A 16,338-nucleotide genomic window follows, 5' to 3' on the forward strand; every position below is an offset into this window, starting at 1 on the left:
GCCAGGGGCGGAATCTTTTTTACGCTGCTTCATGCATCTGCAATGCCGCCGCAATATCCACCTCCACAATACGGGAGACGCCGGATTCCTGCATGGTGACTCCTATGAGCTGCTGAGCCATTTCCATGGTTATTTTATTATGGCTGACAAATAAAAATTGTGTGCGCTCGGACATTTTTTTCACCAAGGCGCAAAAACGCTCGGTATTGCTGTCGTCCAATGGCGCATCCACTTCGTCCATGAGGCAGAACGGGGCCGGATTGAGGCGGAACAAGGCGAACACCAGCGCCAATGCCGTCAGCGCCTTCTCGCCGCCGGATAACAGGTGGATGGTGCTATTCTTCTTGCCCGGCGGCTGGGCGAATACCTGCATGCCGGTATCGAGGATTTCATCTCCCAGCATTTCCAGCTTGGCCTGCCCGCCCCCGAACAATTCCGCGAACAATTCGGCAAAGTTGCGGTTGGCCTCGTCATAGGTGTGCTGCAGGCGGCTGCGCGTCTCGCGGTCTATGCGCCGTATCGCGTCTTCGAGCGTGGCGACGGCCTGCTCCAGGTCTGCCGACTGGCTATCCAGGTATTGCTTGCGCTCGCGCTCGCTTTCCAATTCCTGTAATGCGGCGAGGTTCACCGGCCCGAGACTCTCGATTTCCGCAGCCAATGCCGTAATCCTGCGTTCCAGGTCGCCGGTTTTTGTATTCACGGTCAGCCCCTGGGCCAGCGCGCCTTCCTCCAGCCCGCATTCCTGCAGGTTCTGCTGGCATTGCTCAAAGTGCAGGCGCGCCTGCTGCTCATTGAGCCGCGACTGCTCCAGCTTGTCGCGCAGGGGATGCAGACCCTGCTCGTATTGCATGCGGCTGCGCTCTTGCTGCTGCAAGGCATTGTCGGCCTCTGCCAACGCATCGCGTGCGGCGGCCAATGCGGCCTCCTGCTGCTGCTTGCGGACGATCGCGGCTTCCAGATTGGCCTTGAGGTTTTCCATTGCCGCAGCCTCGAGCAGCGCCTGCGCTTCCTGGCGGCGGATGACGAGGCTTTGCTGTTCTTCTTGGATGGCGTTCAACCTGCTCTGGCTATCCGCGATGGTGGTCGCCAGCAGCTTGTGGTTGAAGGTTTTTTCCTGTGCGGCACGCTCGGCTTTTTGCCAAGCGACCCGCACCGCATTCAGCTCGTTTTCAGCGGTATGGCGCCTGGCCTGGGTTTCCTGTCGCTCGGATTGCAGTTGGCCGAGGGATGCCTGCAACTGACCGAGCTTTTGCTGCTGCTGTTGACGGGCCTGCTGCAATTCTTCGTGCTGCTTGCCAAGGACGGCAATGTCTTTCTCCAGGCCTTGGCGGCGCTGGGCGATATGCTGCCTTTCCTGGGTGAGTTGCTGGATTTGCAAGCTGCGCTGGTGTTGCGCCTGTGTCGTGCCGCGTAATTGCTGCTGCAATTGCTGTTGCTGCTGGCGCAACTCCTGCTGCTTGAGTTCTGCCTGCTGCAAGGCATGCTTGGCATCATGGAGCGTCTGCTGCATTTGCGGCAGGCCCGCCTCCAGCATCTCCAGTTCGCGCTGGCGTTCCAGCACGCCGTGCAATTCCGAGTTCTGCGCATGCAGGCTGATGCTATGGCGGTCGTAGATGTCGCCCGCCGCAGTGACCACGCTCTGCCCGTTTTCCAATGACAAGCGCAGCTTCTCTGCTTCGTCCGCCGTTTGTGCGACCAAGACGTTGCCCAGCCAGTTTTCCAGCAGCCCCTGCAATCCCGGCTCCTGCACCTCTACCATGACGCTCAATTGCTGCGCATGAGCGGGAGCCGACACCGGGTTGCCTGGAAATACAAGCACCAGCGCTGCGGGAGGGCGATCTACCACGACACGTGCCATGTCCTGCTCCGGCAGGCCGACAATCGCATTGAGGCGGGCACCAAGCACCGCCTCGACCGCGGTTTCCCACCCCGGGGTGATCCTGATCTTTTGCCAGAGGCGCTCGCTGTCATGCAGGCCATGCGCGCGCAGCCACCCCTCCAATTGTCCCTGTTTGCCCAGGCCTGCCTGTATCTTGCGCAGGGAGGCAGCCTCGGCTTCCGCTTGTGCCAACCAGCGTTCATGTTGCAGCAGTTGATCGCGCAATGCACGGATCTGCTCGGCCTGTTGCTGCTCATGCTCCCGCAGTTGCTGCAAGTCTTGTTCAAGCCCGGCTTGCTGGCCAACCGCCTGCTTGAATTCGGCTTCAAGCCCATGCAGCTTACCCTCATCTGGCATCTTCAGATTGCCCGCGTCCTGCTGCATGCGCTGCAGGCGCAACTTGGCATCCTCCAGGCTGCGCTCGGCATGCTTGAGGTTGGTCTCTTCCAGACGTATGGCCTGCTCCGCCTCATGCAATGCCCGTTGCGCGGCGGAGTGGATATGCAGCGCGGACTGGAAGGCGCGCTCCATTTCCGGCAGTTTCTGTTTCAATGCCTGCAGTTGTTCGCCGACCTCGGTTTCCTCGGCGCTGGCTACCTGCTGCTGGCCTTGCAGTGCCTGCAGTTTGGCGCTGAATTCCTCGTGCTGCTGGTCGAGCTTGTGCGATTGCGACTCTATCTGTTGCAGTTGCGCCTGCAGGCGCGAGCGCGCCTCCTGCGTGTGGCGCAACTGCTGCTCCTGGTTGGAGACTTCCGCGTTGGCTTCGTAATAAGCCGCCTGCGCTGCCTGCAGTTGCGCCGAGGCTGACTGGTGTTGCTGGCGCAAGGCCTCGAGGCCGCTCTCGGCCTGCCGCAGCGCCGCCATCTGCGCCTCGAGCTCGATGCCAAGCCGGTTCATGGCGGCCTTCGACTTCTCCCACTGGTTGCCGGCATCACGCTTCTTCAACAGCCAGAGCTGCCCTTGCGCCAGTTGCAGGCTGTTTTGCAGGCCCTGGTATTGCAAGGTGACTGCAGCCTGAGCTTCCAGGCGCATGATCTGCTTGTCCATTTCCTGGCGGATATCCTCTACCCGCACCAGGTTGTCGCGCGTGTCCCGCAGGCGGTTCTCGGTTTCGCGGCGGCGCTCCTTGTACTTGGAAATGCCGGCGGCCTCTTCCAGGAATACGCGCATTTCCTCGGGCCTTGCCTCGACAATCCTGGAAATTGTGTTCTGGCCGATAATGGCATAGGCGCGGCCGCCCAATCCTGTGCCCAGGAACAAGTCGGCCACGTCGCGGCGGCGCACGGCCGCATTGTTGATGAAGTAACTCGAGCCTTTTTCGCGCTCGATCACGCGCTTGACGGAGATTTCGGCATATTGCGACCACTCCCCTGCCGCGCCGCCCAGGCTGTTGTCGAAGATAAGTTCCACGCTGGCGCGGGAAGCCAGCTTGCGGTTGCCTGAGCCGTTGAAGATGACATCCGCCATCGATTCGCTGCGCATTTCCTTCGCGCTGGACTCGCCCAGTACCCAGCGTATCGATTCCATGACGTTGGACTTGCCGCAGCCGTTGGGGCCCACCACGCCTACGCGCTGGCCATGGATGTGCAATGTAGTGGGGTCGACGAAGGATTTAAAACCAGCGAGCTTTAGATGAGTCAGGCGCAATTGATGGAGGTCTTGGCTATAATGACACTTTTTTGATAATCCGATTTATACGGTAGCCCTTATGTCTAGTCAACCCAGCAAAGCTTTGGAAACCTTCGACAACCCCAATCCCGGCCGCGATTTCCACATCCATATGGAGATCCCCGAATTCACCTGCCTCTGCCCGAAAACCGGCCAGCCGGATTTCGCCGTGCTCTATCTGGATTACATTCCCGACCAGAAATGCGTCGAGTTGAAGAGCCTCAAGCTTTATATCTGGTCTTTCCGCGACGAAGGCTGCTTCCATGAGGCCGTGACCAACCAAATCCTCGATGACCTGGTAGCGGCGACCGATCCCAAGTTCATGCGCCTTACCGCCAAGTTCTACGTGCGCGGCGGCATCTTTACCAACGTGGTTGCCGAACACCGCAAGCCGGGCTGGCAGCCGCAGCCTCGCGTCGAACTGGCCGAATTTGCGCCACAATCGAATATCCGCGGTTAAACATTCCATCAATTAACGAAAGTCGTCATCACATGGTCGGTTTGTTGGAACGTAGCCGCAGCTCACTCTGGACACTGGCTGGTAGATTTGGCCCCTATGCGCCGCTGCTGGTCATGACATTGGTCAGCTTCATCATCTTCAGCCTCTCCCGGGCAGGCTTGGTCGCTTGGCAATATGACCGGGTTGCAGCCGTCTCCAGCTGGCAGGAAGTCATGCTGAACGGCTTGCGCGTGGACAGCATCCAGATCGGCTTGATGTGGCTGCCTGCGCTATTGCTGGCGCCTTTGCTCGCCATCGGCAAGTTTTGGCGCCTGTGGCGCGGCTTTACCTATTCCTGGGTGGTGCTCTGCGTCAGCCTAGTGATACTGCTGGAGCTCGCAACGCCCGGCTTCCTCGGGGAATACGATGCACGCCCCAACCGGCTTTTCGTGGAATACCTCAAATACCCGAACGAAGTGTGGTCCATGCTGTGGAATGGTTTCAGGGTGCATTTGTTCGCCGGCGTCCTCGGCACGTTCCTGGCGGCCTTGGCCATGGGATGGCTCATGCACCCCTGGCTCAGGCAGCAGCAACACTGGAAGAACTGGACCGTATGGCTGAGCTGGCCCCTCGTTTTCATCGTTGCGGCATTGGTGGTGCGCGGCACGATCAGCCACCGCCCGGCCAATCCGGCCATGTTTTCGCGCACGACGGACTCCATGGTCAACAGTGTGATCCTGGACTCCTCCTGGTCGCTCATCCATGCGGTATACAGCCTCAAGCATGAAAACAAGTCGAGCGAGATGTACGGCATCCTTCCGGATGAGGAAATCTACCGTATCGTGAGGGAAACCCGCGCCAGGTTCGATGAGAGCTTTGCGCCCGTGGACCATCCCGGCTTGCCCACCCTGTCGCAGCTGACGCCATCACGCACGCGTGAGCGCCCGCTCAACCTGGTCATCATCCTTGAGGAAAGTCTGGGCGCGACCTTCGTCGAATCGCTGGGCGGAACGCCCGTGACCCCCAACCTAGAGAAGCTCAAGGAGCAAGGCTGGTGGTTCGAGCAGATGTATGCGACGGGCACGCGCTCCGTACGCGGCATCGAGGCCGTCGTCACGGGTTTCCAGCCGACGCCGGCGCAAAGCGTCGTCAAGCTGTCCCTGTCGCAGCGCAACTTTTTCACCATCGCATCCTTACTGGAGCAGCAAGGCTACAGCACCGAGTTCATCTACGGCGGCGAATCCCACTTCGACAATATGGTGGGATTCTTCATGGGCAACGGCTTCCAGCGCGAGCAGGATTTCGACAGCTATGAAAAGCCCGTGTTCGTCGGCAGCTGGGGCGTCTCGGATGAGGACCTGTTCAACAAGGCGCATGACGAAATCATGGCCAGCCATGCCAGCGGCAAGCCCTTTTTCACCTTGGTCTTCACCTCGTCCAACCATGCGCCGTTTGAGTTTCCCGACGGCCGCATAGATCTCTACGACCCGGTCAAGGCGACCGACAATAACGCGGTGAAATATGCCGACTACGCGCTCGGACAATTCTTTGCCAAGGCGCAGAAGAGTGATTACTGGAAAGACACCTTGTTCATCGTGGTTGCCGACCACGACATCCGCGTCCATGGGCACGACATGGTGCCCATCAACCACTTCCATATCCCGGCGCTGATCCTGGGTGCGGATATCGAGCCGCGCCGCATACAGACCGTGGCAAGCCAGATCGACTTGCCGGTGACCGCGCTTTCCCTCATGGGCATCAAGGCGCAACACCCGATGACGGGACGGGACTTGAGCCATGGCAACGGCGACCAGCCCGGCCGCGCCATGATGCAGTTCGAGAACAACTTCGCCTGGATGGAAGGAAACCAGGTAGTGGTGCTGCGCCCCGGCAAGGAGCCTGCGCACGGCACCTGGGACGTCAAGCAAAAGAAGTTCAGCCAGGCGCAGCCTGCCGCGGACCGGACAGAGTTCGAGGCGCGCGCATTGGCGAACTCCCTGCTGCCGTCGTTGCTGTACCGTGAACGCCTCTATCACGTCCTGCCTCAAGAAAGCCAACCTCAGTAAAGCGTTATGGACACGATCGAGAAAACGCCTATTCAGGGATACGTCCCACCATCCGGATCCAAGACGCAATTGCACCAGCCGTCCATGCTGACCTGGGAGATCATACGCAAAGGGCTGGCGTACATTCTTAAGGGCAAGATGATGGTGCCAGACAGCCACCTCCCCCCTGCCGCCCATGACGTGCCTATGGATTTTGCCGGTGTAGGGGTCGCCACTTCAGGCAACCCCGAGGTGGATGACTACGTGATTGCCCGCCTTGACGAGTTAGGCCTGCGCCAAGTCAGGCTGGACTTCGGCTATGGAGATATTGACCATGATGCCGCCCGCTTGCTCGAGACATTGCTCGACAAGGGGTTCAGCGTCATGCTGCACCTGGTGCAGCCGTTCGAGGCTGCCATCGCCATGGAGCAAGCGCCAGCGCAGCAAGCCTGGCTGGCATTCCTGCAACAGGTGCTGGAACGCTATGGCAGCCGCATCTCCATGGTCGAGATTGGCTCGACAGTCAATCGCAAACGCTGGGCCGGCTATACGCCGCAAGGGTTCCTCAAGGCCTGGGAAATTGCCTATCACGAAGTCAAGCAACGCAACATTACCCTTGCCGGGCCAAATATCAGCGATTTTGAACCGCTATACAATATCGGCCTGCTGGAAATCTTCCAGCAGCGCGGCCAATTGCCGGACATCCATACGAACAACCTGTTCAGCGAACGCTCGACCGAACCGGAGCGCTTCGACCACCGCATCCTGAAATACCGACAAGCCACCGCGCTCAAGTTCAACCTGGTGAAGAAGGCGCGCCTGCTGCACAAGATCACAGCCGATTACGGCGTGCGCGAAGTCATGTCGCCCTCTGCTTTCTGGACCTTGCCACGCATCCTGCGCCTGCTGCCGGATGGCGAGCAGAAACAGGCGGACTATCTTGCCCGCTACATGATCCTGTGCGCGGCATCCGGGGCATTGCGCCAGGCATTTTGGGGCCCATTGATCTGCCATCGCGAGGGCTTGATCGATGACGGCAGCGACAGCTATCCGGCACTGGAGCGCATCACCCACTATGCCAGCGTCACGGGCGATATCAAGCTGTTTCGGCCACGGCCGAGCTTCTACACCATGCAGGCTTTCGCACGCTTGATTCCCGGACGGCATTACCTGGGGGCGCTGCGCAGCAGTCACGGTGTGGAGGTTCACGCCTTCAAGAACAGCCAGACCTTGGTGCATGCGGTCTGGACCACCAATGGCAAGGGCGCCGTGCTGGCCGACCATTACCAGCTGGATGACTTGCAGCATGCCAGCTACACCAGCCGCGAGGGAGTGCAGCTGGCGACAAGCCCCGGCCTCGCCAGCGAGTCGCCGATCTATATCACATGGCCAGCAGGAAGGAACATCATCTTGAAAACGGAAAAAGGCCTGTTTGCGAACCTGTCGATCCAACGGCACGGGGAACAGGGTGAAGACAAACACCACCACGCCTACCAGGATGATGAATGGCGCGGCATCCTGGTCGCCGGCAGCGACGAGGAGGCTGCCCTGCTCAGCCAGGCGCTCCACCCATCCCGGCTGGGCAAGCCGCCCAAGGACGCCATCCTGCGCAAGGCGCGCAATGCGATCTGGACCATAGAAGACCCGCGCGATCCTGCCCGCAAGCTTGTGGTAAAGCAGCCGGTCAAGATGCATGTGCACAAGAAAATGCTCGACCAGTTCAAGCTCTCGAAAGCCAAGCGCAGCTGGAACGGCACCAACGAACTGCTGCGCCGTGGTGTTGAGGCGGCAGCGCCGATTGCCTATTTCGAGAAGCACGGCGACCGCTCCCTGCTGCAGAATTACTATATCTGCGAATTCGTCCGCACCGACTTTTCCATCCGCGACATTTTTGCGGCGTTCTACAACGGCGAGACTTCATACGAAGGCGTCACCGCCGAGCAAATCTACCCGCAGCTGACACGCTACCTGCTCAATATGCACGATAGGGGCGTATTCTTCCGCGACCTATCCGGCGGCAATATCCTGGTCACCAAACTTGAAGACGGCCAGCTCGCATTCTCGCTCATCGATACCAACCGCGCCCATTTCTTCAACCACGGCATCCCGTTGTCCAAGCGGCTTTCAGACCTCACGCGCGTATGCGTCAAGCTGCCCTGGCATAGCCGCGAGCAGCTGGTCGGGATGTACCTCAAAGCCATGAAGCAGGAGTTCGGCTGGCGCCAGCGCCTGCCCTTTCACCTGTACGATTTCAAGGTCGGCATGAAAAAACGCGTAGGCCGCAAAGCCATCAAGCGCCTGTTCAAGAGGAAATAGCGGATTATTTGAATTAATTGCGCTCCAAGCGTTGACAGGCGCGGCCTGGATCATTAATATAGCGGCTCTTTTTCGGGGGTATAGCTCAGCTGGGAGAGCGCTTGCATGGCATGCAAGAGGTCAGCGGTTCGATCCCGCTTATCTCCACCAAAAATAGATGCCCGGATGGTTCCGGGCATCTGACGATGAAGTCCCCATCGTCTAGAGGCCTAGGACATCGCCCTTTCACGGCGGTAACCGGGGTTCGAATCCCCGTGGGGACGCCAATATAAAAAACCCAGCATCCGCTGGGTTTTTTATTGCCTGTACCCTACCGCGTCACGGAAATCCCCAACCTGATCTGGGTATCCCTGTCCTTGTCGTAATCAAGCAAGGTCTCGCCGTACCCGGAGAAAATCTGCAGATGTGCAAAGGTGCCGGTGCGCGACAGGATACGGTCGCTCAAGGGATAGGAAATGTCCAGCTGGCCCGTCGCATAGCCTTTCGTCCCCTGCCGGTAAAGCCCGGTGACCATCAGGCCGTCCTCCCGGCCGTAGCGCAACTGCCAGTCCGCATAGCCGCGGTAATGCTGGATATCGGAATTCTCATCCTTGTCGATATAGGCGTAGATTTTTGGGGAGAACGTCAACCGGCGGCCGTTGGCAAAATCAAGATGCCAGCTCGGGCGCACATAGGCGGTATTGAGCGAGCGCGAATCCACCCCGCCCTGCCCGTTCGACTCATGCTCTATGCCGATACGCCAGCTGTCGGAGAACAATCCCTTGGAGCTGCCCGCCCAGCGGTAGAACAACCCGGGGCGGTAACTGGTATCGCGGAACGGGCTGGAATCGCCGCCGATGTCCCACAAGGTGGTCTGCGTGTAGCTGAAGTAGAGGTTGCTCAGGAACGGCGCATATTGCGCCACGGAACCCTTGGGCTCGAACGGCCTGTACTTGAAGCTGATCTGGAAGCGCGCATCTGCGCCATGATCATCGCCGTTGCCGAACAAGAAGTAGATGGGCTCCTCGGGGCTCAATGCCGGTTCGTCGTCAGGCGCAGCGATGACAACCTGCGGCGCCGCATTGCTGCTTGCCGCGGGCTCCGCCGCCACCTGCGGCTCAACCGCTGCCGCCACATTTTCATTACTGGCGACCAGAAGCACCGTATTGGAGGATTGCTCGATCAGGGACGCGCGCACTACGCCGACGAAATCCTGCCGCGGGGTGCCGCTATACACCTTGCTCACTTGGTTGCTATTGCCGTCCTGCGCCGTCAGCTCGATTTCATCGCTGACGCCGGCGCCTGAAAGCTTCAAGCGCATGCTGGCAGGCCATGCAGGGATGTTCTGCGGCTTGACCACCTGGAATGACACCGGCTGGCCGATGCTGATCGTTTCGCCCTGTGCGACAACCAGCCACTGCTCTTCAGCCCATGCCTGGGATGATAGCAACAGCATGACGGGCGCCATGATGATGGCACGAGAGTATGGAAAAAAAGGCATGTTCGTCCTGACCGTGGATTAATACAGATAGCCATATATTAAACATGGATGGCTCAAGTTGGACAGTTCAGGCGTGAATTGGTGCCGCGTCGTGCTCGGCTACATGATGCTCGATGTAGCTTAGCGCAGGCTGGAAAAAGGCGACTTCCTCAGGCTGCCAGCCGCTTTCGCTTCCCCGCAACATCGTGGTAACAGCGACAATATAGCCGTCAGGGTTCCTGACAGGCGCAGACAAGTATTGTCGTTTGTATATGTCGCATCCCTGCTTCAACGCCTCATGCACGGAGACGGAATAAGAAAGGGCCGCGTATTGCAAAGAATCTTCAAGCGATATGCCTAAGCGCGCGCGGAGAAATACGTAGTCTTGGTCAATGACGTGCGTAAAGATAGCCGATGCCGAGAAAATATGCTGGATGCTGCACAGGAGCCGATAGCTTTTGAAGGTTGGCGGCGTATTAATTAATTGCAATCGCTCAATTAATAAAACAAAACCATGCATCCCCATATGTGGGTTACATATGGGTCCATCAAGAGTATGATAATCAGTTGACACTGTTCGCCTGGCTGCTGGCTTGGCGCGACAATACGCCGCTTGAGCTATCGGGAAAATGACGATGCTTTCAACGCAACTTTGACAACGATTTTATAGTAAATAAGTAATTATCAATTGTCAATAATTAAATCAATATTTATTTATGAAGACCCCTACTCCCCCTGAAGTCGAGAACGAATCCCTGTATTTTTCATGTAAAGAACTGGCTGAACTGCGCCTGCCAGGCAAGCCAGGAACCCGCCAAGGCTGGGACGTCGTCGTCAATGCGGAAAAATGGCCTTACATCGAAGTGGCAAGCCGAGGCAGGAAAGGCCGCACGAAGAAATACCATCCTCCGGCGGAACTGCTGCAATTAATCAATAAGCAATATCCCAATGGCCGTCCAGCGCCTCACCGCTACAGTACCGGCTCGGGCGCCAAGGCGCACGTGGCGAATGATTACGTCGTTTCCTCCAGCAGGGTCGCGCGCTACGACAAACCCAACTACCGCTACGAGTCTCTGGAAGAGTACTTGGTGGAAAGTATCGACTTCAACCCGGCCAGCAGCCAGCTGGATACGCCCTACCAGCACCTGAAGATATTCACGGTCAGGGGTACCAGCCTCGAGCCTTCCATGCATGACGGGGACGAGGTGCTGGTGGATATACGCTGCCGCTCATTCGACGACAATGCCGTGTTCGTGATCGGCCAGAACGACTTCATCCGCATCAAGCGGGTGCAGCTGCGCCTCGATGGCACGGTGGTGGTCAGGAACGATAACGACGGCGACCTGCCGCCAGAGGTTTATACCGCGGAAGAAGCCAAACGCTTCAAGGTCATCGGCAAGGTGATCCCGTTCAAGTTCGGCCGCTTCAAGCTGTAGCGCCGCAAACTATCGTGCGACTGCCACCAGGCGCTGCAATACCGCAGGGTTGGGCGGCGGTTGCAACAACCCTTCCTCGTAAGCCGCTATCCTCAGCAGCGGTTTGAATGTATCGGCCAGCTCGTTGCTTCTCAGGAGAAAATCGGGATTGCTCGGCCGGCCGTATTGCTCATGTCCCTGCATGAAGGTTTCATAGATCAACACTCCCCCAGGTACCAGGCTGCTCGCCAATGCAGGCAGCAACGGCCGGTGCAGGTAGCGGCAGACCACGACGGCATTGAAATGTTCATCGACATAAGGCCAAACGCCTTGCTCGAGGTCGCGTATCTGCACCTCAACGTTTGGTGCCAGGCTTTTCAACGTAGCCAAGGCCTTGGCATCACGATCCACGGCAGTTACCCTGAAGCCCTGCCGCGCAAGCCAGATGGCGTTGCGTCCGGCGCCGGAGGCCACATCCAACACCCGTCCTCCGGGTTTGATGTAATGGCTATGTTCTACCAGCCATGCCGAAGGGCATGGCGCTTGCATCGCTGAAACGTTCACGCAGCTAGGCCTCGAGAATGTGGAGTTGCTCGGTACGCACTGCCAGCCGGACCGGTTGCTGGATGGCAAGAGGAATCGTAGCCGGACATTGCAATTCCAGTATATCGCTTGTCCCAGGCAAGCTGACGCTGACCAGCCAATGCTCGCCCAGGCGAACCAGGTGGCTGATATTACCGGCAAGGTTACCTGGATCTTCCACCGATGCCGCTAAGCGTATCGCGTCTTGCGGCAGGCACCAATGCAAGGTTGTACCGGATGGAAGAGCGCGTTGCAAATCCAGCTCCTGATCACCCACCGCCAGCACGCTGCGGTCGCTTGAAGTGCGTGCTATCGTGCCGAAGAATATATTGCGCACACCTACCAATGCAGCCACCGCGCGGTTCAATGGCTGCTTCACCACGGACTCCGGCACACCTTCTTGCAGGATGCTGCCCTGACCCATCACGGCGATCCTGTCCGCCAGGAGCCGGGCCTCGGTGAGGTTGTGCGTGACCAGGATGATGGGGATGTTGAGCTGCGGCTTGAGCAGCGCCAGGATGCGGTACAGGCCTTCCCGGGTGATGCTGTCGAGCGCTGAAAAAGGCTCGTCCAGCAGCAGGATGCTGGGCTGGGCAGCCAGGGCGCGCGCCAAGGCAACGCGCTGCTGCTGTCCGCCGGAAAGCTCGGCCGGCTTGCGCTGCGCAAATGCGGCCAGCTGCACCTTCTCCAACCATGCCTTGGCGCGCACCGACTGCTCCTGCCTGGGCAAGCCGTGCAAGGCTGCCGCCACATTCTGCAGCGCCGTCATGTGGGGAAACAGGCCGTAATGCTGCGGTACGTAGCCGATACGGCGTTGCTGAGGTTTCAGCCTGACTTGATCGCTGAACCAGGTATCGCCGTTAAGGCTGATGGTGCCAGACTCGGCATGCTGCAGGCCTGCGATCATGCGCAGCAAGGTGGACTTGCCACAGCCCGACGGCCCGAGCAAGGCCAGCAGCTCGCCGGCCCGGCAATGCAATACGGCATCGAGGGCGAAAGGCCGCTGTTGCCGGATGTCCAGCCGCAGTTCAGATTTCATGGTAGTTCCCGCGGCGGCCAAAGCGCTTGGAAAGGCTATTGGCCAGCGCGAGCACGATGATGGAGAACAGCAGCAGCATCAAGGACATGCTGCCTGCCGCATCGAAATCCAGCGCCTGCACCCGGTCGTAGATGCTGATCGCGATGGTCTTGGTTTCGCCAGGCAAGCTGCCGCCCACCATGAGGACGACGCCGAATTCGCCCAGCGTGTGCGCAAACGTCAGCACCATGGCGGTGACGATGCCGGGCCAGGCCAAGGGCAGCTCCACGGTCAGCAAGGTGCGCAGCGGCGACATGCCGCAGCACGCCGCGGCATCGCGCACTTCCTGCGGAATGGATTCAAACCCGCGCTGGATCGGCTGCACGGCAAACGGAATATTGACGATGATGGAGGCGATCAACAAGCCGGAAAAATGGAACACCAGCAGGTGGCCGGTCCATTGCATCAACCATTGCCCGAGCCATGACTGGCTGCCGAGGCCGACCAGCAGGTAATAGCCCACCACCGTGGGCGGCAGGACCAAGGGCACGGCCAGCAAGGCCTCTACCACAGGCTTTCCCGTGAACTGGCGGTAGGCCAGCCAGCGTGCGGCCAGTAACGCCAGCGGCACCAGCACGATAATGGTCATGACGCCCAGCTTGAGCGACAGCCCGAGGGCGATCCAATCCATCAGCGTTTATTCGCCGGGCAGGACGAAGCCGTAGCGGCCGAATACTTGCCGTGCCGCAGGTTGTTGCAGGAAGTCATAGAATGCCTCGGCATTGCTGCCGGAGTTCTTGAGCAATACCATGCGCTGGCGTTGCGGGCTGTGCCAGCTTTCAGGGATTTCTGCATATTTCACGGTATTGACCAGTTGAGGTGATTTCACGAGCGATAGCGCCACAATGCCGCCGTCCGTAGAGCCGCTGGTGGCAAACTGGGCTGCCTGGGCGACGTTCTCCCCCAGCACCAGCTTGGGCTGGATCTGTTCCCAGATGCCCGCATGCTTCAGCACTTCGACCGCGCGGCGGCCGTAAGGCGCATGCTCGGGGTTGGCAATGGCAAAGCGTTGCAGTTTGCCAGCCTTCAAGGCCGCCTGTAAACCCTTGAGTTCGGGGTCGACTTCCAATGCGGCCTGCTTGAGAGTCACGATGACCAGGTGGCCGGTAGCGTACAATACGCCCTCGTCCCGGGTGAAGCCGCCGCTATTGAGCTTGGCCACATACTCCTCATCCGCGGAAAGGAAAAGTTCGAAGGGCGCGCCGTTGCTGATCTGCGTCGTGATGGCGCCGGAGGAGCCGTAGGTGACGGCAGGCTTTTCCCCGCCTTGTTTTTCGAATGCCTGGGTAAGCTCCTCGAGGACGAACTTGAGATCGGCTGCCGCCGCGACGCGCGCCGGATCCGCATGCGCGGCCAGGCTGAATACCAGGCCCAGGGATAAGGCCAGGCGCAAGGCGATTGATTTCATGGTGATATGCTTTCTTTGAAAAATGGCGGGTTGATGAATGACTGCATTATTTTCTTTGGAATATAACGAAATATTATAATAAAGCCGGTCAAAAAAGAACATGTCTATACAAGCTCCCCACCAGGTATTGCTGGAATGGCACGATGGCCAGCCCTATTCTGCGCATTTCGGCGACGTGTATTTCTCGCGCGAAAGCGGGCTGGAGGAAACGCGCCACGTATTCCTTCGCCACAACCAGCTTGCGGAACGCTGGCAGGCCATGCAGCAGGGCGCATTCACCATCGTCGAGACCGGTTTCGGCACTGGGCTCAACTTCCTCTGCGCCTGGCAATTATGGGAGCTTACTGCGCCTTCCCATGCAAGGCTGCATTTCGTCAGCATCGAGAAATTTCCACTCAGCCATGCCGACCTCGCCCGCGCATTAGACTTATGGCCTGAATTAAGGCATTACAGCGCGGCTTTGCTCTCCGAATACAGTCAGATCGTCCCCGGCTGGCAAAGGCTGGTGTTTTGCCAGGGACGGGTGCAGCTGACACTATTGATTGGCGATGTGCTCGCATTGCTGCCGCAATTGAGCAGCCGCGCCGACGCCTGGTTCCTGGACGGCTTCGCACCTTCGCGCAACCCGGAAATGTGGCAGGAGGCGCTGTTCGCCACCATGGCTGCCTTCTCGCACAAGCAGACTACCTTTGCCACGTTCACCAGCGCAGGCATCGTCAAGCGCGGCCTGCAGGACGCCGGTTTCGAGGTGCGCAAGGTCGACGGTTACGGGCGCAAGCGCGAAATGCTGTGCGGCCGCTTCACGCGGGGCGAACGCCCCGCCAGGCAAGCCGGGCGCGCCATCGTCATCGGCGGCGGCATTGCCGGCACCGCCAGCGGCCATGCGCTTGCCGAGCGCGGCTGGCAGGTCAATCTGGTCGAGCAGGAGCCGGCGCTGGCGCAACATGCCTCAGGCAACCCGGTGGGCGTGCTCTACCCCAAGCTCGCGCGCAAGGACGTGCCATTGGGCCGTCTTTCGCTTGCAGGGTACTTGCATAGCCTGCGCCTATTACAACAACTTGGCCTGGATTCCGACGCCCATGCGCGCTGCGGCATGCTGCAGCTGGCTTTCGACCAACGCGAGCTGCAGCGTTGCCGGACCATCGCCGAGCAAGGCTTTTCCCCCGAACTGCTGCACTGGGTCGACCGGGAGCAGGCCGGCAATCTTGCGGGCATAGCGCTGCCATACGGCGCCCTGCACTTTCCCGAGGCCGGCTGGGTCAGGCCGCAGGCTTATTGCGAAGCGCTTGCTGGGCATGCCAACATCACACGCACGCTTGCCACGCGCGTCACTGAGCTCAGGCAACACGGCAACGGCTGGCGAATATGGGCCGACGGGCAATTCTTTGACGAGGCGGATATCGTCGTCATTGCCAATGCCGCGCAGGCTGCCAGCTTTGCCCAAACCCGCCATTTGCCGCTGGAACAGGTACGCGGGCAGATCAGCCGGCTTCAGCATATCGACGGGGCACCGGTATTGCATACCCTGCTGTGCACGGACGGCTATATCAGCCCCTTGATCGATGGCGGCTATTGCCTCGGAGCGACTTTCGTCCCGGGAGACAGTTCGACCTCGGTGCGCGATGAAGAGCACGAGCAGAACCTGGAAATGCTCAAGCACATGGCGCCCTCGCTATACGACGCCCTGATGCCGCAAGCGCCGACAGGACGCGCCGCCGTCCGCTGTACCAGTCCGGACTACCTGCCATTGGTGGGCCCTGTACTGGATGCCGCCCTGTTGGAGTCCAAGCCGCCGCGTTACACCGCCGACCCGGCCTCCAGCCTGCCATGGCTGCCGGGGCTGTACGTCAATACCGGCCATGGCTCCAAGGGGCTCACCACCGCCCCGATCGCGGCGGAAATGCTGGCTTGCGCCATCCATCACGAGCCCGCCCCGGTCGATAGCGAGCTGCTTGCCGCGCTCGACCCCAACCGCTTCGTATTGCGCAAACTGGGCCTGAAGCGCCTGGTGCGCGGCCTGGCCTGCTATCCGCTGCGTTAATTGCCGTT

At 59.5% G+C, this 16,338-nt stretch carries 12 protein-coding genes and 2 tRNA genes; 7 read left to right on the forward strand and 7 right to left on the reverse strand.

All coding sequences use genetic code 11. The features are described from left to right. Window positions 1-19: 19 nt before the first annotated feature. Window positions 20-3,526 carry a chromosome segregation protein SMC gene (gene smc / locus ACW4YW_RS00800; protein WP_457135808.1) on the reverse strand — a complete coding sequence of 1,169 codons (3,507 nt, stop codon included), beginning with the start codon at window positions 3,524-3,526 and terminating at the stop codon, window positions 20-22. Window positions 3,527-3,587: 61 nt separating this feature from the next. Here smc and queF point away from each other — a divergent pair, with 61 nt between their 5' ends. From queF to ACW4YW_RS00825, 5 genes are all read left to right on the forward strand, one after another. Further along, window positions 3,588-4,007: a preQ(1) synthase gene (gene queF, locus ACW4YW_RS00805; RefSeq protein WP_457135809.1), complete on the forward strand. Its 420-nt coding sequence runs from the start codon at window positions 3,588-3,590 to the stop codon at window positions 4,005-4,007. Window positions 4,008-4,039: 32 nt separating this feature from the next. Further along, entirely contained in the window at window positions 4,040-6,052 is a 2,013-nt protein-coding gene (locus ACW4YW_RS00810) for an LTA synthase family protein (protein ID WP_457135810.1), read from the forward strand. A gap of 6 nt (window positions 6,053-6,058) precedes the next feature. After that, the gene (locus ACW4YW_RS00815) at window positions 6,059-8,347 is read left to right on the forward strand and encodes a lipopolysaccharide kinase InaA family protein (RefSeq protein WP_457135811.1); all 2,289 of its coding nucleotides are present in this window, start codon (window positions 6,059-6,061) and stop codon (window positions 8,345-8,347) included. A 74-nt stretch (window positions 8,348-8,421) separates the two neighbouring features. Continuing rightward, a tRNA-Ala gene (locus tag ACW4YW_RS00820) sits at window positions 8,422-8,497 on the forward strand. A 40-nt stretch (window positions 8,498-8,537) separates the two neighbouring features. Further along, window positions 8,538-8,613, forward strand: a tRNA-Glu gene (locus ACW4YW_RS00825). Between the two features lie 44 nt (window positions 8,614-8,657). On the opposite strand, the gene ACW4YW_RS00830 is transcribed toward ACW4YW_RS00825, so the two are convergent. Beyond that, entirely contained in the window at window positions 8,658-9,827 is a 1,170-nt protein-coding gene (locus ACW4YW_RS00830; protein WP_457135812.1) for a phospholipase A, read from the reverse strand. Window positions 9,828-9,894: 67 nt separating this feature from the next. After that, the gene (locus ACW4YW_RS00835) at window positions 9,895-10,380 is read right to left on the reverse strand and encodes a hypothetical protein (protein ID WP_457135813.1); all 486 of its coding nucleotides are present in this window, start codon (window positions 10,378-10,380) and stop codon (window positions 9,895-9,897) included. 142 nt (window positions 10,381-10,522) lie between these two features. On the opposite strand from ACW4YW_RS00835, the gene ACW4YW_RS00840 reads away from it, so the two are divergent. Beyond that, on the forward strand, window positions 10,523-11,242 hold the full coding sequence (locus tag ACW4YW_RS00840; RefSeq protein WP_457135814.1) for a S24 family peptidase: 720 nt from the start codon (window positions 10,523-10,525) through the stop codon (window positions 11,240-11,242). Window positions 11,243-11,251: 9 nt separating this feature from the next. Here the strand turns inward: ACW4YW_RS00840 and ACW4YW_RS00845 are convergent, their stop codons facing one another. The 4 genes from ACW4YW_RS00845 to modA are packed head-to-tail and all read right to left on the reverse strand — an operon-like array spanning window position 11,252 to window position 14,289. After that, complete coding sequence (locus tag ACW4YW_RS00845; protein WP_457135815.1) at window positions 11,252-11,785, reverse strand: class I SAM-dependent methyltransferase; 534 nt, start codon at window positions 11,783-11,785, stop codon at window positions 11,252-11,254. A 4-nt stretch (window positions 11,786-11,789) separates the two neighbouring features. Further along, window positions 11,790-12,842 (reverse strand): ABC transporter ATP-binding protein, encoded by a 1,053-nt coding sequence (locus ACW4YW_RS00850; RefSeq protein ID WP_457135816.1) that lies wholly within the window; start codon window positions 12,840-12,842, stop codon window positions 11,790-11,792. Further along, complete coding sequence (gene modB / locus ACW4YW_RS00855; RefSeq protein WP_407996584.1) at window positions 12,832-13,512, reverse strand: molybdate ABC transporter permease subunit; 681 nt, start codon at window positions 13,510-13,512, stop codon at window positions 12,832-12,834. The genes ACW4YW_RS00850 and modB overlap by 11 nt, the downstream gene beginning before the upstream one ends. 6 nt (window positions 13,513-13,518) lie before the next feature. After that, a complete protein-coding gene (gene modA / locus ACW4YW_RS00860; RefSeq protein WP_457135817.1) occupies window positions 13,519-14,289 on the reverse strand; it encodes a molybdate ABC transporter substrate-binding protein in 771 nt (256 codons plus the stop codon). Window positions 14,290-14,389: 100 nt separating this feature from the next. On the opposite strand from modA, the gene mnmC reads away from it, so the two are divergent. Then, window positions 14,390-16,330: a bifunctional tRNA (5-methylaminomethyl-2-thiouridine)(34)-methyltransferase MnmD/FAD-dependent 5-carboxymethylaminomethyl-2-thiouridine(34) oxidoreductase MnmC gene (mnmC, locus tag ACW4YW_RS00865; protein WP_457135818.1), complete on the forward strand. Its 1,941-nt coding sequence runs from the start codon at window positions 14,390-14,392 to the stop codon at window positions 16,328-16,330. Window positions 16,331-16,338: the final 8 nt, after the last annotated feature.

Source organism: Methylobacillus pratensis, from assembly GCF_054072455.1.